The organism is Kitasatospora sp. NPDC127060 (assembly GCF_042724935.1).
Classification (GTDB): Bacteria; Actinomycetota; Actinomycetes; order Streptomycetales; family Streptomycetaceae; genus Kitasatospora.
Genome location: NZ_JBHXEG010000025.1, coordinates 35,560 through 54,102, shown reverse-complemented (window position 1 = coordinate 54,102; position 18,543 = coordinate 35,560). Strand labels below are relative to the sequence as shown.

The following is an 18,543-nucleotide window of genomic DNA, read 5'->3' as shown; positions in this document are numbered from 1 at the left end:
CGGGCCGGTCCGTGAGTGGCCGGCAGTGCGGCGCGAACGTCCTCCGTGCGGGCTCCGGGCCCGAGTGCTCGCACATGTTCAGTCCGCAGGACGGTGGATTTCGGCGTCCCACCACAACTCCCGTCCACCGTGGAGGAACTGCCCGGCGCGCTCCGAACGGCGACACCCCCGCAGTCCTCACACCGGACGGCCGTCCTGACCCTTGCCCCATGCCCACTACACCCGCCACCCCGCCATGCCCCCACCGTCCGCCATGCCTGCCGCTCCCGAACCTGCCGCTCCCGAACCCGTCACGCCCGAACCCGTCACGCCTGCCCGTCCGCTTCCCGCCCGTCCGCCTCCCGGGCGGCCCGCTCCACTCGGTCGTAGTGGGCCCGCCACCAAGCCGTGTCGCCGGGGGCCGTGTTGGCGCCGTCGGAGCGTTGCCCGGTGGCGCCGTCGATGAGTTCGCGGACCAGGTCGGCGTGGCCGGCGTGCCGATGGGTCTCGGCGATCACGTGGACGAGTACTCGGTGCAGGGTCTGCTCCGGGCGGTTGCCGAAGGGGAGCCGGCCGACGGTGTCCAGCGGCAGCGCCTCGATGGTGGCGTCCGAGTGGGCCCAGACCCGGCGGTAGCGGTCGAGGATCTCCTCGGTGCTCTCGTCCGCCCGGGCCCAGAGGTCGCCGTTCGGCTCGGCGGTGCCGACGATCCACAGCGGGGTCGGTTCGGGGAAGGGGCGTCCGAAGGTCTCGCCGAGGTACAGCGCCTCGGCCCCGGTGACGTGCTTGACCAGGCCCAGCAGGTTGGTTCCGGTGGGGGTGAGCGGTCGCCGGAGGTCGTACTCGGAGAGGCCGTCCAGCTTCCACAGCAGGGCGTCGCGGGCGTCCTGGACGTAGATCCGCAGGTCGTTCTTGTCGTCGTTCGCCGTCATGGGGCAAGTCTGTTGATCTGCGCCAACCTGTCCACCGGTTTTGCCCTCGGACGGATCGTCAGGGCCGTCAGGGCCGCCGGACCACTGCCGTGCCCCGGTCCGGGGCCCACCGCCCCCGGCGGTCCGCGACGGGCCCGGCCGCCAGGGGAGGAGGGAGCAGGGGGAGTGCCCGCTCAGCGGACGACGTCGAAGACCTGCTTCTGCAGGCCGTTGCCGTAGACCTCGTGCTCGACCAGCTCCAGCTTCTGGGCGTCCTTGTCCGTGGCGCTGAACAGGCGCTTGCCGGCGCCGAGCAGCAGGGGGTAGACGAGCAGGTGGTAGCGGTCGATCAGGCCGGCGTCCGAGAGGCCGTGGTTCAGGGTCGCGCTGCCGTGGAGGATGATCGGGCCGCCTTCGGTCTCCTTCAGGGCGGCGACCTGGTCGACCGAGCGCAGGATGGTGGTCTCGCCCCAGTTCTGGACGAGGTCGGCCTCGGTGAGGGTGGTGGAGGCGACGTACTTCGGCAGCGTCTTGTAGCGGGCGAACTCCGCCATGTCCGGCCACACCGGGCTGAAGGCCTGGTAACTGACCCGGCCCATCAGCATGGCGGTGGCCTCCTCCTGCTCCCGGCCCTTGATCTCGTAGGCCTCGGGGAGGAACTCGACGTCCTTGAAGGTCCATCCGGAGTTCCGGTAGCCGGGTTCGCCGCCGGGGGCCTCGACGACGCCGTCGAGCGAGATGAAGGCGGTGCTGATCAGGGTGCGCATGAGTGGTTCCTCGGTGCTCGTGGGTCGGTGCTCGTGGGTCGGTGCTCGTGGGTCGGTTCTCGTGGGTCGGTTCTGGTCGGTCAGCTGTTCAGGCGGGCCAGTGGTTCTGTCCGCTCCGCGGCTGCCGCAGCGGGAGCAACGTCAGGCGAGGAGCCCGGCCAGCCACCGTTGCCAGGCACCCTCGGCCTCGGCCCCCGCCCCAGCTCCAGCCCCACCCCCGACCCCGTCCGCCGCCCCCGTCCGCCGCCCCCGGCCCGAAGAGGTGATGGCACATCAGCACCGTCCCCGCGCCGTGGTGGAAGGTGTAGAGCCCGTCGGCGGTGCGCAGTTCGAAGCGCTCGTCGTCCGCCCAGACCACCTCGCCGTCCAGCGGCGGCAGCCCGGCCGGCTCGGCGTGGGCCCGGGCGCCGACGGTGACCGGGAGTCGTAGTGCCAGGGCGTGGGCGAGGGTGCTCCGGACCTCCGGGTCCGGTCGCCCGGCCGCCGGGGCCGCGGCGAAGACGGGGGTGCCGGTGCGTCCGGGGAAGTGGGCGAGGTACTGGCGGAGCGTGTGCAGGTGGAACGGCCAGCCGCGGCCCAGCGCGTCGTACTCGTCCTGCCAGTCGTCGCCGAGCAGGCCGCTGTGAACGACGCGGAGCACGGTGCTGCCGCCGTCGCGGCCTTCGATCAGGTACTCGAAGGCCATGAACCGGCCGTCCTCGGCGGTGGTCGTGCGGGTGGCCAGCCGCTTGCCGGGCTCGTAGGCGGTGATGACGGCCTCCGCGCGGTGGCCCCCGGTCTCCATGCTGGCGGTCCCGCCCTCGCGCGGGTCGAGTTCGTTGCGCCCCATGAACCAGGAGTCGAGCCCCGGTCCGGTGGCGATCGTCTCCCAGACCTGGTCGGGGGTGGCCGGGAGGGTGGTCTCCAGTTCGATCTCGAACGGGTGAGTCATCTCCGGCCCCCTTGCTCGGGCGTGGCGACAGCCGGATCGGCGGCGGGATCGGCGGCGGGATCGACAGCCGGATCGGCGGCCGGGGCTGCGGCCGGGTCTGCCTGGGGGTGGGCCTCGGTGCCGGGGTGCGGTGCCGAGGGGATCTGGTGCAGTCCGACGACGACCCGGTGGCTGCGGCCGCCGTGGGCGGACTCGTCGTGGTAGCGGCTGACCAGGGTGGCGACGGCCTGGGCCAGTTCCTCGGCGAAGGCCGTCCGGTCGGCCGCGGAGGCGAACCGCACCTGGGCGTCGATGCCGAAGCTGGCGACCCGCCGGCCGGCCCGGGAGGCGCCGGTCAGCAGGGCTCCGACCTCCTGCACCAGTCGGGAGCCCAGGGCCAGCAGCCAGCGGGCGGAGAGCTGGTCGGGTGCACGGGAGGGGTCCGGGCTGACGGCGGCCAGGACGCTGGGGGAGATCACGTAGGAGGCGGCGGTGGCGCGGTACACCCGTTCGGTGACGTTGCCCTTGCGGCGTTCCTCGGCGAGTTCGACGAGTCCGTGCCGTTCAAGTTCCTTCAGGTGGTAGTTGACCTTCTGCCGGGGCAGTCCGAGGCGGGTGGCCAGTCTGGCGGCCGAGCCGGGTTCGGCGAGGGCGGCGAGGATCCGGGACCGGATCGGGTCCAGGGAGGCCTCGGCCGCGGCGGGTTCTTCGATCACAGCGACGTCCAGCACCGTTCCAGCGTCCATCCGACAAAAAAAGTCGTCAAGGAAAAAAGGGTTGTCGGTCGCCCGATCGGCCCAAGGGAGTTCACGCGTTCGGCGCGGTCTACACGGAGTGTGACGGGTGAGGGCGGTGGGGTGGACTTGAATCTTTGCGAACGGATGTTCGATCCTGGGGCTGTGCCCGTTTTCGAATCTGTTTTCGAATCTGCCGCTGAGCAGCCCGAACGCCCCGCGCTGCGGTCGGCGGCGCTCCCGGCTGCCGTGCCCGAGGACGGGCGGCCGGCGACCGGGCGTGGGCTGGTGCCGGTGCCGCCCGCACTGCGGGAGGTGCTGCCGGACGGCGGACTGCGGCGCGGTACGGCGGTGTCGGTCGCGGGCGGGGACGCCGGACTGCTGCTGGCGCTGGCTGCCGGGGTCCGGGACGCCGGGGGTGGCTGGGCGGCGGCGGTCGGACTGCCCGACCTCGGGCTCGCCGCCGCCGAGGGCTACGGGCTGGACCTGCGCCGGCTGCTGGTCGCGGACGACCCGGGGCAGCACTGGCCCGAGGTGGTGTCGGTGCTGGCCGGCGCGGTCGAACTGATCATGCTGCGCCCGGACGGGCCGGTGCCGCCCAAGCTGGCCACCCGGCTGGCCGCCGTCCTGCGGCGCAGCGGCTGCGTGCTGCTGGTGGCCGGGCCGTGGCCGGGCGCGGTGCTGCGGCTGGGGGTGCGGTCCGGGCGCTGGTTCGGACTGGGGGACGGCCACGGGCAGCTCGCCGGGCGGCAGGTGGAGGTGGTGGCCGAGGGCCGGGGCTCGGCGGTGCGAGGCCGGACGGCCCGGCTCTGGCTGCCGGACGAGAACGGCGCGGTGCGCCCGGTCCGGGAGCAGTCACGGTCCGTGACCGAACCGGCGGTACCGCTCGTGGCGGCGGTGGTGTGACGTGCCGACGACGACCGACGAGGACCGGACCCCCCGGGTGCTGGTGGTCTGGTGCCCGGACTGGCCGGTGGTGGCCGTCACCGGTGACGACCCGGTGGCGGTGACCGAGGGCGGGCGGATCCTCGCCTGCTCGGCGGGTGCCCGGGCGGCCGGGGTGCGGCAGGGGCAGCGGCTCAAGCTGGCCCAGCGGCTCTGCCCGGAGCTGGAGCTGCGCGACCGCGACCCGGAGGCGGAGACCCGCCGCTTCGAGCCGGTGGTCGCGGCGGTGGAGGCGTTCACGCCCCGGGTGGAGGTGATCCGTCCGGGCCTGTGCGCCATCCCGGTGAAGGGCCCGGGCCGCTACTTCGGCGGTGAGGAGGCGCTGGCGGCCCTGGTCGGTACGGCGGTGGCGGACGCCCTCGGGCGACCGCCCGTCCCGGACGCCGTCCCCGGCGCGGTCACGGTGCCCACCGAGCCCCAGACCGCCCAACCGCCGCTCACCGAGCTCACCGAGCTCACCGAGCTCACCGAGCTCACCGAGCTCACCGAGCTCACCGAGCCCATCGAGCCCCAACCGCAAGCGCACCCCCACCCCGACCCCGACCCCCACCCGAACCGGAACCCGAACCCCACCACCCCCCACGCCCGGATCGGCGTCGCCGACGGCCTGTTCGCCGCCGTGCTCGCCGCCCGCGCCGGGGTGCTGGTCCCCACCGGGCGCACGGCGGAGTTCCTCGCCCCCTACCCGGTGGGCGCGCTGGGCGACGAGCCGCTGGCCGAACTGCTCGGGCGGCTCGGCCTGCCCACCGTCGGGGCCTTCGCCGCGCTGCCGCCCGAGGCGGTCGCGGACCGCTTCGGCCCGACCGGGACGCTCGCGCACCGGCTGGCCCGGGGCCTGCAGCCGCGCCCGCTGGTCCCGCGCGACGCGGAGCCCGACCTCGCCGTCGAGCAGCGCTTCGACCCGCCGGAGCCGCTGGCCGAGCCGCTGGTGTTCGTCGCCCGCACGCTGGCCGAGCAGCTGCACCAGCGGCTGGCCGGGGCGGGGCTGACCTGCCGCCGGGTGGCCGTCGAGGTGGCCTGCGCGGACGGCCGGACGGTCTCGCGGCTGTGGCGGCACGAGGGCCGACTGTCCGCGACGGCGCTGGCCGAACGGGTCCGCTGGCAGCTCCAGGCCTGGCAGGGCGCGGGCACCTTCACCGCCGGCGGCGCGGGCACCTTCAGCGACGGCGGCACGGGCTTCGCCCTGCTCCGGCTCGCCCCCGACGGCCTCTCCCCGGACCAGGGCCGCCAGCTCGCCCTGTGGGGCCAAGCGGTCGCGGACGACCGGGTGGAGCGCGCGGTGGCCCGGGTGCAGGCGGTGCTCGGGCACGCCGGGCTGCGCCGGATCGAGCCGGCCGGCGGGCGCGGCCCGGGCGAGCAGCAGGTCCGGGTGCCGTGGGGCGAGCCGTACGAGACGGCGGCCCCGGCGGACGCGCCCTGGCCGGGGCGGCTGGCGGAGCGCTCGGCGGATCTCTGGCCGGCCGTGGTGCTGCGCGAGCCGGCGCCGGTGCGGGTGCTGGACGAGGCCGGCCGGCCGGTCACGGTGGACGGCCGGGCGGGGGTGTCGGCCCGGCCGGCCCTGGTCGTGGTCGGGGGCCGCGAGGAACGGGTGGCGGGCTGGACCGGGCCCTGGCCGGCGGTCGAGTACTGGTGGGACCAGTCGCTCGCCCGCCGCCGGGCCCGGTTCCAGGTGGTGGTGGACGGCGGCCGGGCGCTGCTGCTCACCGTGGAGGGGGGTGGGTGGTACCTGGAGGCCGGCTACGACTGACCGGCGATCCCGACGAGCCGGGCGACCCGGGTGACCCGGCGATCCCGGCGCTCCGCTTGATCCCGGCGCTCCGCTTGATCCCGGCGCTCCGCGCGATCCCGGTGATCCGGCCCCCCGGGGGGAGCAGAACCAGCACCAGAACGACGAAGGCAACCCGATGGGCTTCACCAGCCACCCCACCCTCCCCTGGAGCGAACTGCACCGCCGGCTGACCGGCACCGCGCCGGACCGCACGGTCGTCCCGCTGCGCCGTCCCGACGGGGAACCCCCTGCGGCGAAGGCCGGGAGCGACGGCGACGAACCCTGGGCCGAACTGCACGTCCATTCCGCCTTCAGCTTCCTGGACGGTGCCAGCGACCCGGAGGACCTGGTCGCCGAGGCGGCCCGGCTGGGCGTGGAGACCCTGGCGGTCACCGACCACGACGGCCTCTACGGCGCCGTCCGGCTCGCCGAGGCGGCCCGGGGGACGGGCGTGGCCACCGCCTTCGGAGCCGAACTGACGCTCCGTCAGGAAGACTCGAACGAACACCTCCTGGTCCTCGCCCGTGACCCGGACGGCTACCGCCGGCTCTCCGCCGCGATCGCCGCCGCCCAACTGGCCGGCGGCGCCAAGGGCCGCCCGGCGTACGACCTCGCGACGCTCGCCGGGGCGCACGGCGGCCACTGGGCGGTGCTCACCGGCTGCCGCCTCGGCCGGGTCCCGGCGGGCCTCGCGACCGGCGACGCCGAGCGTCGACTCCACACCCTCACCGAGGCGTTCGGCCGCGAGAACGTGTACGTCGAGCTGATCGACCAGTGGCTGCCCGGCGACGACCGGCGCAACGACGCCCTCGCCGCGCTCGCCGCCGGACTCGGGATCCCCGCCGTCGCCTCCACCAACGCCCACCACGCCGGCCCCGCCCAAGGCCGCCTCGCGCAGAGCCTGGCCGCCCTGCGGGAGCGCCGCACCCTGCAGGAAGCGGCCGGCTGGACGCGGGCGTCCGGCACCGCGCACCTGCGCTCGGGCCGCGAGATGGCCGCCCGGCTGGCCCGCTTCCCCGGCGTGCAGCGGGCCACCGCCGAACTGGGCCGGGCCTGCGCCTTCGACTTCGCCAAGCTGGACCCGGAACTGCCCGGTTACCCCGTCCCCGAGGGTGAGAGCGAGATCGGCCACCTGCGCGCCCTGGTCGCGGCTGGCGGCCCGGCCCGCTTCGGCTCGGGCAACGCCGCCGCCCGCCGCCAGCTGGCCAAGGAACTGGACGTGATCGAGGACCTCGACCTGGCCGGCTACTTCCTGATCGTGCACGACATCGTGGACTTCTGTCGGAGCCAGGACATCTGGTGCCAGGGCCGCGGTTCGGCCGCCAACTCGGCGGTCTGCTACGCCCTCGGGATCACCGCCGTCGACCCGATCCACTACCGGCTGCTGTTCGAGCGCTTCCTCTCCACCGCCCGGGACGGCCCGCCCGACATCGACCTGGACATCGAGAACCGCCGCCGCGAGGAGGTCATCCAGTACGTCTACCGCCGCTACGGGCGTGAGCACGCCGCCCAGGTCGCCAATGTGATCACCTACCGCCCCCGGCTGGCGATCCGCGACGCCGCCCGGGTGCTCGGCTACCCGCAGGGTCAGGTGGACGCCTTCAGTCGGCAGACCGACTTCCGCTCCGCCCCCGGCGCGGACGCCGTCATCCCGGCCGACGTCCTCTCGCTCGCCGGCCAACTCCACGGTCTGCCCCGCCACTTGGGCATCCACTCGGGCGGCATGGTGCTCACCAAGGAGCCGATCGGGGAGATCTGCCCGACCGAGTGGGCCCGGATGCCGGGGCGCTCCGTCCTGCAGTGGGACAAGGAGTCCACCGCCGGTGCCGGACTGGTGAAGATCGACCTGCTCGGCCTCGGCATGCTCGCCGCACTGCACGACGCCTGCGACCTGATCGCCGAACACCACGGCCTGCACTATGACTTGGCGACCATCCCGGACGACGACGAGGGCGTGTACGCGATGCTGCGCCGCGCCGACACCGTCGGCGTCTTCCAGGTCGAGTCCCGGGCCCAGATGGCCACCCTGCCCCGGCTCAAGCCGGACCACTTCTACGACCTGGTGGTCGAGGTCGCACTGATCCGCCCCGGCCCGATCCAGGGCGGCTCCGTCCATCCGTACCTGCGCCGCCGCGCCGGGGTGGAACCGCCCGGCTGCCCGCACCCGCTGATGGAGAACGCCCTCGGCAAGACCCTCGGGGTGCCGCTGTTCCAGGAGCAGATGATGCAACTCGCCATCGACTGCGCCGGGTTCAGCCCCTCCGAGGCCGACCGGCTGCGCCAGGCGATGGGCGCCAAGCGCTCCCACGAGCGGGTCGCCCGGCTGCGCGAACGGCTGCTGAGCGGGATGGCCGAGCGCGGCATCCCGGCCGAGGTCGCCGAGGACGTCTACGGCAAGATCGAGGCCTTCTCCAACTACGGCTTCCCGGAGAGCCACGCGATCAGCTTCGCCTACCTGGTGTACGCCAGCGCCTGGCTCAAGCACCACTTCCCGGCGGCCTTCACCTGCGCCCTGCTGGCCAACCAGCCGATGGGCTTCTACTCGCCGCTCAGCCTGGTCGCCGACGTACGGCGGCACGGCGTCCGGGTGCGCGGGGTGGACGTCAACGCCAGCGGACCGCGCCCCACCCTGGAGCCCTACCGGGGCCCGACGCCCGCGCCCCCGCTGACCGCCGGCCGGCCGCAACCGGCCATCCGGCTCGGCCTGGAGACGGTGCGCGGCATCGGCGCCCCGCAGGCCGAGGCGATCGCGGCCGGGCAGCCGTACGCCGACCTGGAGGACTTCGCCCGCCGCACCGGCCTGCCCGCGCCCGTCCTGGAGGCGCTGGCCACGGCCGGGGCCTTCGACTGCTTCGGCCTGACGAGACGTCAGGCACTGTGGGCGGCGGGCGCGTTCGCCGGGATCTCGACCGACCTGCTTCCCGGCACCACGCCCGGTACCGAGGCCCCGGAGCTGCCCGGCCTGAGTCCGGTCGAGGAGACCATCGCCGACCTGTGGGCTACCGGCACCTCCGCCACCAGCCACCCGCTCCAGCACCTGCGCGCCCACCTGGACCGCGGCGGCGCCCTCAGCGCCGCCCAACTCCCGGACGTGCCACCGGGAACGGCGGTGGTGGTCGGCGGCCTGGTCACCCACCGGCAGCGCCCGCCGACGGCCGGCGGGGTGCTCTTCCTCAGCCTGGAGGACGAGACCGGCCTGATCAACGTGATCTGCAACCGCCCGGTCTGGGAGACCCAGCGCCGCACCGCCCTGGACCGGGCCGGCCTGCTGGTGCACGGCCACATCGAACGCGATCGCGGCGCCACCAACCTGATCGCCACCCGGCTCACCCCGCTGCGGATCGGGCTCTGAGACCGCCGCAGCCCTGGACCACTCACTGGACCACTCACTGAACCACTCAGTCGGGGTAGCGCACCAGCCCGCTCAGGTCCAGGTCGAAGTCGAACGGCGGTGCCGCTCGTAGAAGCTCATGGTGCCTCCTCCGATAGGCGCGTTCGGCCACCTCGCGGTCTATGCGCGGGCCCGCCCCGGGCCCGTTCAGGCTCCGGTGCCGGGCGCCCGCCCCTTGCCGGGCGGGCCGGCGAAGACCTGGGCGATCGGCAGCCAGGCGGTGGCGACCGGGCCGGTGGCGGTCAGGGCGAGGTCGTCGCGGTGGCGGCGCTGGGTCACCAGCAGGCAGAAGTCCAGGGCCGGGCCGGTCACCACGTCGGTCGCGTCCGCCGGGCCGAAGGCCCACGAAACCCCGTCGGGTGCGGTCAGTTCGAGCCGTACCGGGTGTTCCGGCGCGGGCAGGCCGTGGGCGGCGAAGGCGAAGCCGAGGGTGCGCAGGCCCAGGTGGGCGATGTGCCGCAGCCGGGCGGTGGGCTCCCGGGTCGCGCCGAGCGCGTCCGCGACGTCCTGGCCGTGCGCCCAGGTCTCCATCAGCCGGGCGGTCGCCATCGAGGCGGGCTTCATCGGCGGGCCGAACCAGGGCAGCCGGACGCCGGTGGGGGCGGCGGCCAGAGCGGCCTGCGCCTCCTCCCGGCCGGCCCGCCAGCGGGTGAGCAGGGCGGCGGGTTCGGCGGCCGCCCCCTCCCGGGCGCCCTCCTCGACCGGGTCGGCCCCGGCGGCCAGCAGCTCGGTGAAGCGGCCGCCGAGCGAGGCGGTGAAGCCCTCCGGGTCGCGGGCGGCCAGTGCCGTCCAGTCGTCGGTCCAGGCGAGGTGGGCGATCTGGTGCGCGACCGTCCAGCCCTCGGCCGGGGTGGGCCCGGCCCAGCCCTCGGCGGGCAGCCCGGCCACCAGCGCGTCCAGGGCGGCGCTCTCGGCCCGCAGGTCGGCCAACAGGCCGTGCAGGACGTCGTCCGGGGCGTTCGGGTCGGTCATCGGTTTCCCCTTCTCCGGTCAGGGCAGTTGCTACCCGCCGGTAGCCTGCGGCCGCACCCTACGCCCCGACCGGCGCCGGCGCCCGCCGATCCGGGGAACACGCACGTCAGAACTCTCGCCACCGGCTCCGACGCATGTGACAATTCCGCGATGACCAGGGCCGTGGACCCCCTCCCCGCCGTGCCGAACGGCGCCCCCGACGACCCCGAACTCGCCGCGCGCGCCGCCGAGCTGGTGCGGCGCGCCGTGCTCGGCGACCTCGCCCGCCGGGTGGTGGCCGAGTGCGGCGTGGACGTCGGCCTGGTCGGCGTGCCCGAGCCGCTGCCCGGGGGTGCCGCCGGGAGCGAGGGCATGGTGCTGCGGCACTGGGCGGGCACCCGGGCGGACCTGCTGCACGACGTTCCCGTCCCGGCCGGCCTGGGCCTCGGCGGCCGGGCGCTGGCCGAGCGCGCGCCCACCTGGGTGCCCGACTACCGTGCGGCGACGACCATTTCGCACCAGTACGACGCGGCCGTGGCCGCCGACGACCTGTACGCGATGCTCACCGTCCCGCTGCTGGACGGCGACACCGTGCACGGCGTGGTGTACGCCTCGCTGCGCACCGTGGTGCCGTTCGGGGACGTCCGGATCTCCGCCGTCGGCAAGCTGGCCGCGGCCGCCACCCGGGCGCTGGCCGGAGCGGCGGCCTGGAACCGTACGAAACCCCGACGGACACCACCGGCGAGCCCGTTGACCCGGCGCGAGCACGAGGTGCTGCGCTGGGCGGCGACCGGCCGGACCAACCCGGAGATCGCCGCCCACCTGGGCCTGACCTGCAACACCGTGACCGGCTACCTCAAGTCCGCGATGCACAAGCTCGGCGTCCGCAACCGCACCGAACTCGCCCTCGCCGCACGCGAGACGGGGCTCATCAGTTGACCTGCCGCTCCCGGCCGCTCCAGTACGGCTCGCGCAGCCGGAACTTCTGCAGCTTCCCGGTGGCCGTGCGGGCCAGCTCCGCCCGGAACTCCACCGAGGTGGGCGACTTGTAGCCGGCCAGCCGCTGCTTGCAGTGCGCGATCAACTCTGCCTCGGTGACGGCCTCCTGGCCCTCCCGGAGCACCACCAGCGCCTTGACCGTCTCGCCCCACTTCTCGTGCGGCACCCCGATCACCGCGACCTCGGCCACCGCCGGGTGGCTGTACAGGCAGTCCTCCACCTCGATCGAGGAGACGTTCTCCCCGCCGCTGATGATGACGTCCTTCTTCCGGTCGGAGATGGTCAGTTGGCCGTCGGTGAGGGTGCCGCCGTCGCCGGTGTGGAACCACTCGTCGCGCAGCGCCTCGGCGGTGGCCTCCGGCTGCTGCCAGTAGCCGTCCAGCACGGTGTTGGAGCGCACCAGCACCTCGCCCTGGGCGTCGACCCGCAGTCGGGTGCCGAGCGCCGGGGCGCCGGCCTGCACCAGCTTCTCGGCCCGTTCGGCGGCCGGCAGGGCGTCCCACTCGGCGCGGGAGCGGTTGACGGTGACGATCGGGGAGGTCTCGGTCAGGCCGTAGAGCTGCATGAACTCCCAGCCCAGCTGCTCCTCGACCTGCTGCACCACCGCGGTCGGCGGCGGCGCGCCGGCGACGATCATCCGCACCCGGTCCCGGCCGGGCACCGGGCCGTCCCAGTCGGCGGCCGCGTCCAGCACCATCTGCACCACGGCGGGCGCGCCGGACAGGAAGGTCACCCCGTGCCGTTCGACCCGGCGCAGGATCTCCGCACCGTCCACCTTGCGCAGCACGATGTGCCGGGCGCCGAGCCCGGTGAGCGAGAACGGCAGGCCCCAGCCGTTGGCGTGGAACATCGGCAGGGTGTGGAGGTACACGTCCCGGTCGTTCGCGCCGTAGTGCAGGCCCATCAGCGTGGCGTTCAGCCAGACGTTGCGGTGGGTGAGCTGAACGCCCTTGGGGCGGGCGGTGGTTCCGCTGGTGTAGTTGATGGTGGCGGTGTCGTTCTCGGAGATCGCGTACCGGCGGGGCGGGTTGGCGAAGTCGTACAGCAGGGCGTCGCTGTCCGCGCCGAGTACGAACCTGTGCTTGGCCACCACTCCGTGCAGGGGGTCGGCGAGTTCGGGATCGACCAGCAGCACCGAGGCGCCGCTCTGCTCGACGATGTACGCGACCTCCTCGGCCCGCAGCCGGAAGTTGACCGGCACCAGCACCCGGCCGTGGCCGCTCACCCCGAAGAAGGAGGTGAGCAGCCGGGCCGAGTTGTGCGAGACGATCGCGACCCGCTCGCCCGGCCCGACGCCGAGCCGGTCCAGTCCGGCGGCCTGGGCCCGGGCGAGTTCGGCGACCCGCCGGTAGCTGAGGTCGCCCCAGGATTCGGCCGGCTGCACCGGTTCGTCGACGATCCCGACCCGGTCGCCGTAGACCAGCTCGGCCCGGTCGAGGAAGTCCATCACGGAGAGTGGAATCTGCATGCGCCCACTGTCCTCTCCGGTGGACCGCGTGCACACCCCCGATCGGGGGTGTCACCCGTCCGAACGCATCCGCTCGGCCGCCGCCAGGGCGGCCGTCAGTCGGTCCCGGGCCTCGGCCTGGGCGGCGATCCGGCGCTCCAGGGCCGCCAGCCGCTCCCGGACGATCCCCAGCACCTGTTCGGACGGCGGCCGGGAGAGCACGTCCCCGTCGAGGCAGCCGAGCAGTGGCCGGAGGTCCTCCATGGTGAGCCCGGCGGCGACCAGCGCGCGGATGTTGCGGACCCGCGGGACCGCCGAATCCCGGTACTCCCGGTAGCCGTTGGCGGCCCGCTCGGACTCGATCAGCCCGGCCTGTTCGTAGTGCCGCAGCGCCCGGGCGGTACTGCCCGTCCGCCGTGCCAGTTCACCGATCCGCACCGCGGCTCCCCCCGTCCGTTCCTCAGGCCACCAGCGCACCCCCGTCCACGGACAACACTACGCCGGTCACGAACGATGCCTGCGGCGAGGCCAGTTGGGTGATCGCCCAGGCCACCTCGGCGGGCCGGCCGATCCGGCTCAGCGGGGTGATCTCCAACTGCCACTTGCGGATCGCCGCCGACTGCTCGGGGCTGAAGCCGGAGTGTTCGCCGATCGGGGTGTCGATCGCCCCGGGCGCCACCGCGACCACCCGGATGCCGCGCGGTGCCAGTTCCACCGCCCAGCTGCGGGTGATCGTCTCCAGCGCCGCCTTGCCCGCCGCGTACACCGAGTTGGTGGGCCAGCCGCGCTGTCCGACGGCTGTGCTCACGTTGACCACCACCCCCCGGCTCGCGCCCAGCGCCGGCACCGCGGCCTGTCCGAGCAGCACCGGGGCGATCAGGTTGGTGGCCAACAGCCGCTCCACGCCGGCCCGTTCGTAACTTCCCAGGCGCTGCTCGCTGTGCACGATGCCGGCGTTGTTGACCAGCACGTCGAGCCGCCCGTGCCGCTCCACGGCCGCACCGACGACCGTCTCCGGGGCGTCCGGCGCGGTGATGTCCGCGACCAGTGGCTCGATCAGCCCCGGATACGCGGCAGCCGTCTCCGCCAGCGGTCCGGGGCGCCGCCCGACCGCCACCACCCGGGCCCCTTCGGCCGCGAAGGCCCACGCGGTCGCCCGCCCGATCCCCGTCCCGGCCCCGGTGACCACCACGACCCGACCCGTTCCCGCTTCGTTCTCTCCGCTCATGGGGCAAGCCTCCGACCCTGCCGCCAGTGTCAGGGTCAAGCCGCAACCGCGGGGCACCTGCAGCTCGTCCGTAGGGATCGCAAACGGACCAGAGCGGGAGATCACCTGTGAACCACCTGACCACCCGTCCGACGACGGACGGCCTGCTGTTGCGTCCCTTCGAGGACACCGACGCCCCGGCCCTGATCGAGGCCTACCGGGACGAGACGCTGCGCCGCTTCACCCGGTCCCCGGTGCGGGACGCCGAACAGGCCGCCCACTGGCTGGCGGTGCAGTACGAGGGCCGGGCGGCCGGCACCCGGTACGCCTTCGCCGTCCTGGACGCCGGCGCACTGGTCGGCAACGTGGTGCTCAAGCGCGGCGCCCCGGGCCGGGAGCGGGCCGAGGTGGGCTACTGGACGGTGGCCGCGGCGCGCGGCCGGGGCGTGGCCCCGCGCGCGGTGGAGGGTCTCACCCGCTGGGCCTTCGAGGTCTTCGCCGGGGACGGCCTGCTCCGGATCGACCTGCTGCACGAGGGCGACAACCACGCCTCCTGCCGGGTCGCGGAGAAGAGCGGCTACGCCCTCACGGAGATCGTTCCGGCCTTCCCGCCGTACCCGAAGGACGGTCACCGGCACTCCCGGAAAAGGCTGGACACGGTCGATCGGCGCGGGTGAGAGTGGGCGCATGGCTTCTCTGGTGCGACACGTGACGATCGACTGCGCGGACCCGTTCGCCCTCGCGGACTTCTGGGCGCAGGTGCTGGACGGCACCGTCGCCGAGGACGACAACCCGGGGGACCCTGAGGCGGTGGTGAACTCCGCCGGCGCCTCGCTGCTCTTCATCCAGGTGCCCGAGGGCAAGTCGGTGAAGAACCGGGTCCACCTCGACCTCCAGCCGCAGGACCGCAGCCGCGACGAGGAGGTGGAGCGCCTGCTCGCCCTGGGCGCCACCGTGGTGTCGGACCAGCGCCGCCCGGACGGCACCGGGTGGGTCACCATGGCCGACCCGGAGGGCAACGAGCTGTGCGTGGAGCGCAGCCAGGCCGAGCGGATCGCCACCGCCACCGCCTGAGCTCCGCGCCACCGCCCGAGTCCCCTGGCCCTGTGGCCGGGCCTTCGCCGGGGGTCCGGCCGATAATCGACCCTGTCTGACACCAACGAGGCGACGCCTCCGAGCACCAGGCAGGTACCCCATGGCCAGAATCGCCGTGATCGGCGCCAACGGCACCATCGGCAGCGCCGTCGTCGCGGAGGCGGCGGCCCGCGGGCACGAGGTCACCGCCGTGGTCCGCGAGCCGGACCGCTACCGGGGTGAGGCCGCCGCCGTGGAGCGCGGCGACGTGCTGGACCCTGCCGACGTGGCCCGGGTGGCGGCCGGCCGGGACGTCCTGGTCAGCGCCGTCGGCGGCGGCGACGGCCCGGGCCACCTGGCGCTGATCGAACCCGCCGCCCGCTCGCTGGTCGAGGGCCTGCGGGCGCTCGCCGGCGACGCGCCCCGGCTGGTCGCGGTCGGCGGCGCGGGCAGCCTGGAGACCGCGCCGGGCGTGCGGGTCTGGGACATCCCGGGCCTGCCGGAGCCGATCCTGCAGATCATGCATGCCCACGGCGCGGCCCTGGACTACTACCGGACGGTCTCCGACGTGCGCTGGACGGTGCTCAGCCCGGCCGCCGAGATCGGCCCGGGGGAGCGGACCGGCCGCTACCGGACGGGCCTGGAGCAGTTGCTCACCGACGCCGCGGGGCAGAGCCGGATCTCGGTGCCGGACTACGCGGTCGCCCTGGTGGACGAGATCGAGCAGCCCGAGCACATCGGCGAGCGCTTCACCTGCTGCGCCCTGTGACCGACGTGGACGGGAGCCACGCCCTGGCACACTCGTTCAGCCCAGCTGGATCGACCGCTTGGCCAGCCCCATCCAGAACCCGTCGATCACGCTGCGCTGGCTGCCGAGGTCGGCCTCGCCGGCCCCGAGGGTGACGAACAGCGGGGCGAAGTGCTCGGTGCGCGGGTGGGCGAGGCGTCCGGCCGGGGCCTTGTGCTCGAAGTCGAGCAGCGCGTCCAGGTCGTGGGCGTCCAGGGCGCGCCTGCCCCAGTCGTCGAACTCGGCCATCACCGAGGTGATCCGGCCGTCGCTGCTGAGCGCCCGCAGGTTGTGGGTGAAGAAGCCGCTGCCGATGATCAGCACGCCCTCGTCGCGCAGCGGGGCGAGCCGGCGGCCGATCTCCAGCAGCCGCTGGGGGTCCAGGGTGGGCATGGAGATCTGCAGCACCGGGATGTCGGCCGCCGGGAACATCTCCACCAGCGGCACGTAGGCGCCGTGGTCGAGTCCGCGGTCGGGGATGTCCTGGACGGGCGTGCCGGGGGCGCGCAGCAGCTTGCGCACGCGCTCGGCCAGCTCCGGCGCGCCGGGGGCGGCGTACTGGACCGTGTAGTAGTGCTCGGGGAAGCCCCAGAAGTCGTAGACCAGTGGGACGGTGGTGACGGCGCCGACGGCCAGCGGGGCCTCCTCCCAGTGGGCGGAGACCATCAGGACGGCCTTGGGCCGCGGCAGGTCGGCGGACCAGGCGGCCAGCTCGCCCGGCCAGATCGGGTCGTCGGCGAGCGGCGGCGCGCCGTGCGACAGGTACAGGGCGGGCATGCGCTCGGGGGCCGCGGTGCTCATGGCGTCCTCCTCAAGGATCCAGTGAGTAGTTCAAATTTGAACCTCTATCTCGGGACGGTACACCTTCGTTCGAATTTGAACAACAGGAGTAGACTCCGCTCCATGTCCTCACTGAACGAACCCCGCTGGCTCGACCAGGACGAGATGGCCGCCTGGCGGGGCTTCGTCGTCGCGAGCAACCTGCTCAACCGGCGGCTGGAACGACAGCTCAAGGACGACTCCGGCCTCTCCCACCAGCAGTACGAGATCCTGGTCCACCTCTCCGCCGCCCCCGGCGACTCGCTGCGGATGACCGAACTCGCCGACAGGCTGGTCACCTCCAAGAGCGGCCTCACCTACCAGGTCACCCAGCTGGAGCGGATGGGCCTGGTCGGCCGCCGCTCCTGCCCCAGCGACGTGCGCGGCGTCATCGCCGAACTCACCGACCACGGGCGGGAGACCCTGCGTCAGGCCGCCCCCGGCCACGTCGCCCTGGTGCGCGAGCTGCTGATCGACGTGCTCACCCGCGAACAGCTCGCCGTCCTCGCCGAGGGCCTCGGCGCGGTCAGCGCCCGCCTGCGCCAGGACGAGACCCCCTAAGCGCTCTGGTTCCCCGGCGAGAGGCTCCCCGGCGAAGCCGCCCGCTCCCGCAGCAGCTCCCGCTCCCGCTCGTTGCGGGTCAGCTCCGCCGCCCGCTCGAACTCCGCCCGCGCCTGCGCCGTCCGCCCCAGCCGGGCCAGCAGATTACCCCGCACGCTCGGCAGCAGGTGGTAGTCGCGCAGCGCCGGCTCCGCCGCCAGCGCGTCCACCAGCTCCAGCGCGGCGGCCGGACCCTGGGTCATCGAGACGGCCACCGCCCGGTTCAGCGCCACCACCGGCGAGGGTGTCAGCACCAGCAGCCGCCCGTACAGCGCGGCGATCGTCTCCCAGTCGGTGTCCTGGTACCGTTGCGCCTTGGCGTGGCAGGCGGCGATCGCGGCCTGCACCGAGTACGGCCCGCCGCCCGCACGACGGAACGCCTCGAAGCCGCGCCGGATCAGCAGCCCGTCCCAGCGCGCCCGGTTCTGCTCGGCCAGCAGCACCGGCCGCCCGTCCGGCCCGGTGCGGGCGGCCGTCCGGGAGGCCTGGAACTCCAGCAGCGCCGCCAGCCCGTGCGCCTCCGGCTCGTCCGGCACCAGTGCGGCCAGCACCCGGGCCAGCCGCAGCGCGTCCTCGCACAGCTGCGGGCGGAGCAGGTCGTCCCCGGCGGTGGCCGAGTAGCCCTCGTTGAAGATCAGGTAGACGACCTCCAGCACCGAGGACAGCCGCTGCGCCCGGTCATCCCCGTACGGCACCTCGAACGGCACCCGTGAGGCGGCCAGCGTCCGCTTCGCCCGGACGATCCGCTGGGCCACCGTCGACTCCGGCACCAGGAAGGCGCGGGCGATCTCCGGGGTGGTCAGCCCGCCCAGCAGCCGCAGGGTGAGCGCGATCCGGGCCTGCGGGGAGAGCACCGGGTGGCAGGCGGTGAAGATCAGCCGTAGCAGGTCGTCGTCGATGGACTCCGGATCGGACGGCTCGGCCGGCTCCGGGGCGTCCTCCAACGACCGCCCCACCTCGGCGAGTTTGCGGGCGTAGACCTCCCGGCGGCGCACCAGGTCGACGGCCCGCCGCTTGGCGGTGGTCGTCAGCCAGGCGCCCGGGTTGTCCGGGACGCCGTCGCGCGGCCACTGCTCCAGCGCGGCCACCAGGGCGTCCTGCGCCAGTTCCTCGGCCAGGTCGAGGTCCCGGACGATCCGCGCGGCCGCGGCGATGATCCGCGCGGACTCGATCCGGAACACCGCCTCGACGACGCCCGTCGCCTCCCTCTCCGTCACGGCCACCCATCAGAGCAGCCGGCGGATCGGGAGGCAA

Annotated in this window: 18 protein-coding genes; 8 read left to right on the top strand and 10 right to left on the bottom strand. The window is 74.3% G+C overall.

The genetic code is table 11. The features are described 5' to 3' along the window. Nucleotides 1–305 precede the first annotated feature (305 nt). The 4 genes from ACFWIS_RS16510 to ACFWIS_RS16495 all read right to left on the bottom strand — a co-directional run bounded on the left by ACFWIS_RS16510 (nt 306) and on the right by ACFWIS_RS16495 (nt 3,298). Nucleotides 306–911 (bottom strand): DinB family protein, encoded by a 606-nt coding sequence (locus ACFWIS_RS16510; RefSeq protein ID WP_380456336.1) that lies wholly within the window; start codon nt 909–911, stop codon nt 306–308. A 173-nt stretch (nt 912–1,084) separates the two neighbouring features. Next, nucleotides 1,085–1,657: a dihydrofolate reductase family protein gene (locus ACFWIS_RS16505; protein ID WP_380456338.1), complete on the bottom strand. Its 573-nt coding sequence runs from the start codon at nt 1,655–1,657 to the stop codon at nt 1,085–1,087. An 88-nt stretch (nt 1,658–1,745) separates the two neighbouring features. Further along, a complete protein-coding gene (locus ACFWIS_RS16500) occupies nt 1,746–2,588 on the bottom strand; it encodes an SRPBCC domain-containing protein (RefSeq protein ID WP_380456340.1) in 843 nt (280 codons plus the stop codon). Beyond that, nucleotides 2,585–3,298 carry an ArsR/SmtB family transcription factor gene (locus ACFWIS_RS16495; protein WP_380456388.1) on the bottom strand — a complete coding sequence of 238 codons (714 nt, stop codon included), beginning with the start codon at nt 3,296–3,298 and terminating at the stop codon, nt 2,585–2,587. Before ACFWIS_RS16495 ends, ACFWIS_RS16500 begins: the two co-directional genes overlap by 4 nt. A gap of 297 nt (nt 3,299–3,595) precedes the next feature. On the opposite strand from ACFWIS_RS16495, the gene ACFWIS_RS16490 reads away from it, so the two are divergent. The 3 genes from ACFWIS_RS16490 (at nt 3,596) to ACFWIS_RS16480 (ending at nt 9,366) form a co-directional block, all read left to right on the top strand. Next, a complete protein-coding gene (locus ACFWIS_RS16490) occupies nt 3,596–4,207 on the top strand; it encodes a hypothetical protein (protein WP_380523888.1) in 612 nt (203 codons plus the stop codon). Between the two features lies 1 nt (nt 4,208). Further along, a complete protein-coding gene (locus tag ACFWIS_RS16485) occupies nt 4,209–5,993 on the top strand; it encodes a DNA polymerase Y family protein (protein WP_380456342.1) in 1,785 nt (594 codons plus the stop codon). Between the two features lie 157 nt (nt 5,994–6,150). Continuing rightward, a complete protein-coding gene (locus ACFWIS_RS16480; protein ID WP_380456343.1) occupies nt 6,151–9,366 on the top strand; it encodes an error-prone DNA polymerase in 3,216 nt (1,071 codons plus the stop codon). A gap of 186 nt (nt 9,367–9,552) precedes the next feature. On the opposite strand, the gene ACFWIS_RS16475 is transcribed toward ACFWIS_RS16480, so the two are convergent. Next, on the bottom strand, nt 9,553–10,377 hold the full coding sequence (locus ACFWIS_RS16475) for a TIGR03084 family metal-binding protein (RefSeq protein WP_380456345.1): 825 nt from the start codon (nt 10,375–10,377) through the stop codon (nt 9,553–9,555). A 150-nt stretch (nt 10,378–10,527) separates the two neighbouring features. Between ACFWIS_RS16475 and ACFWIS_RS16470 the strand changes: the two genes are divergently transcribed. Next, entirely contained in the window at nt 10,528–11,295 is a 768-nt protein-coding gene (locus tag ACFWIS_RS16470; protein ID WP_380456347.1) for a LuxR C-terminal-related transcriptional regulator, read from the top strand. On the opposite strand, the gene ACFWIS_RS16465 is transcribed toward ACFWIS_RS16470, so the two are convergent. The 3 genes from ACFWIS_RS16465 to ACFWIS_RS16455 are packed head-to-tail and all read right to left on the bottom strand — an operon-like array spanning nt 11,288 to nt 14,030. Further along, complete coding sequence (locus tag ACFWIS_RS16465) at nt 11,288–12,823, bottom strand: AMP-binding protein (protein WP_380456349.1); 1,536 nt, start codon at nt 12,821–12,823, stop codon at nt 11,288–11,290. The two genes, ACFWIS_RS16470 and ACFWIS_RS16465, sit on opposite strands and share 8 nt — an antisense overlap. Nucleotides 12,824–12,874: 51 nt before the next feature. Continuing rightward, nucleotides 12,875–13,240 carry a MerR family transcriptional regulator gene (locus ACFWIS_RS16460; RefSeq protein ID WP_380456351.1) on the bottom strand — a complete coding sequence of 122 codons (366 nt, stop codon included), beginning with the start codon at nt 13,238–13,240 and terminating at the stop codon, nt 12,875–12,877. A gap of 22 nt (nt 13,241–13,262) precedes the next feature. Continuing rightward, nucleotides 13,263–14,030: an SDR family NAD(P)-dependent oxidoreductase gene (locus tag ACFWIS_RS16455; protein ID WP_380456353.1), complete on the bottom strand. Its 768-nt coding sequence runs from the start codon at nt 14,028–14,030 to the stop codon at nt 13,263–13,265. A 107-nt stretch (nt 14,031–14,137) separates the two neighbouring features. Here ACFWIS_RS16455 and ACFWIS_RS16450 point away from each other — a divergent pair, with 107 nt between their 5' ends. The 3 genes from ACFWIS_RS16450 to ACFWIS_RS16440 all read left to right on the top strand — a co-directional run bounded on the left by ACFWIS_RS16450 (nt 14,138) and on the right by ACFWIS_RS16440 (nt 15,852). Next, nucleotides 14,138–14,686, top strand: coding sequence for a GNAT family N-acetyltransferase (locus ACFWIS_RS16450; protein ID WP_380456355.1), 549 nt, complete (start codon nt 14,138–14,140; stop codon nt 14,684–14,686). 10 nt (nt 14,687–14,696) lie between these two features. Continuing rightward, nucleotides 14,697–15,083, top strand: a complete 387-nt coding sequence (locus ACFWIS_RS16445) for a VOC family protein (RefSeq protein ID WP_380456357.1) — start codon at nt 14,697–14,699, stop codon at nt 15,081–15,083. A gap of 121 nt (nt 15,084–15,204) precedes the next feature. Then, complete coding sequence (locus tag ACFWIS_RS16440; RefSeq protein ID WP_380456359.1) at nt 15,205–15,852, top strand: NAD(P)-dependent oxidoreductase; 648 nt, start codon at nt 15,205–15,207, stop codon at nt 15,850–15,852. 36 nt (nt 15,853–15,888) lie between these two features. On the opposite strand, the gene ACFWIS_RS16435 is transcribed toward ACFWIS_RS16440, so the two are convergent. Next, the gene (locus ACFWIS_RS16435; protein WP_380456361.1) at nt 15,889–16,671 is read right to left on the bottom strand and encodes a dioxygenase; all 783 of its coding nucleotides are present in this window, start codon (nt 16,669–16,671) and stop codon (nt 15,889–15,891) included. Between the two features lie 111 nt (nt 16,672–16,782). Between ACFWIS_RS16435 and ACFWIS_RS16430 the strand changes: the two genes are divergently transcribed. Further along, nucleotides 16,783–17,250 carry a MarR family winged helix-turn-helix transcriptional regulator gene (locus tag ACFWIS_RS16430; protein WP_380456389.1) on the top strand — a complete coding sequence of 156 codons (468 nt, stop codon included), beginning with the start codon at nt 16,783–16,785 and terminating at the stop codon, nt 17,248–17,250. On the opposite strand, the gene ACFWIS_RS16425 is transcribed toward ACFWIS_RS16430, so the two are convergent. Continuing rightward, nucleotides 17,247–18,512: an RNA polymerase sigma factor gene (locus ACFWIS_RS16425; protein WP_380456362.1), complete on the bottom strand. Its 1,266-nt coding sequence runs from the start codon at nt 18,510–18,512 to the stop codon at nt 17,247–17,249. The genes ACFWIS_RS16430 and ACFWIS_RS16425 overlap by 4 nt on opposite strands. Between the last annotated feature and the right edge of the window lie 31 nt (nt 18,513–18,543).

What these genes read in the sequence shown, in the direction of transcription:
- ACFWIS_RS16510 (WP_380456336.1), bottom strand. Translation starts at nt 911, where the DNA reads ATGACGGCGAACGACGACAAGAACGACCTGCGGATCTACGTCCAGGAC.
- ACFWIS_RS16445 (WP_380456357.1), top strand. Translation starts at nt 14,697, where the DNA reads ATGGCTTCTCTGGTGCGACACGTGACGATCGACTGCGCGGACCCGTTC.
- ACFWIS_RS16435 (WP_380456361.1), bottom strand. Translation starts at nt 16,671, where the DNA reads ATGAGCACCGCGGCCCCCGAGCGCATGCCCGCCCTGTACCTGTCGCAC.
- ACFWIS_RS16465 (WP_380456349.1), bottom strand. Translation starts at nt 12,823, where the DNA reads ATGCAGATTCCACTCTCCGTGATGGACTTCCTCGACCGGGCCGAGCTG.
- ACFWIS_RS16455 (WP_380456353.1), bottom strand. Translation starts at nt 14,030, where the DNA reads ATGAGCGGAGAGAACGAAGCGGGAACGGGTCGGGTCGTGGTGGTCACC.
- ACFWIS_RS16505 (WP_380456338.1), bottom strand. Translation starts at nt 1,657, where the DNA reads ATGCGCACCCTGATCAGCACCGCCTTCATCTCGCTCGACGGCGTCGTC.
- ACFWIS_RS16475 (WP_380456345.1), bottom strand. Translation starts at nt 10,377, where the DNA reads ATGACCGACCCGAACGCCCCGGACGACGTCCTGCACGGCCTGTTGGCC.
- ACFWIS_RS16480 (WP_380456343.1), top strand. Translation starts at nt 6,151, where the DNA reads ATGGGCTTCACCAGCCACCCCACCCTCCCCTGGAGCGAACTGCACCGC.
- ACFWIS_RS16440 (WP_380456359.1), top strand. Translation starts at nt 15,205, where the DNA reads ATGGCCAGAATCGCCGTGATCGGCGCCAACGGCACCATCGGCAGCGCC.
- ACFWIS_RS16500 (WP_380456340.1), bottom strand. Translation starts at nt 2,588, where the DNA reads ATGACTCACCCGTTCGAGATCGAACTGGAGACCACCCTCCCGGCCACC.
- ACFWIS_RS16470 (WP_380456347.1), top strand. Translation starts at nt 10,528, where the DNA reads ATGACCAGGGCCGTGGACCCCCTCCCCGCCGTGCCGAACGGCGCCCCC.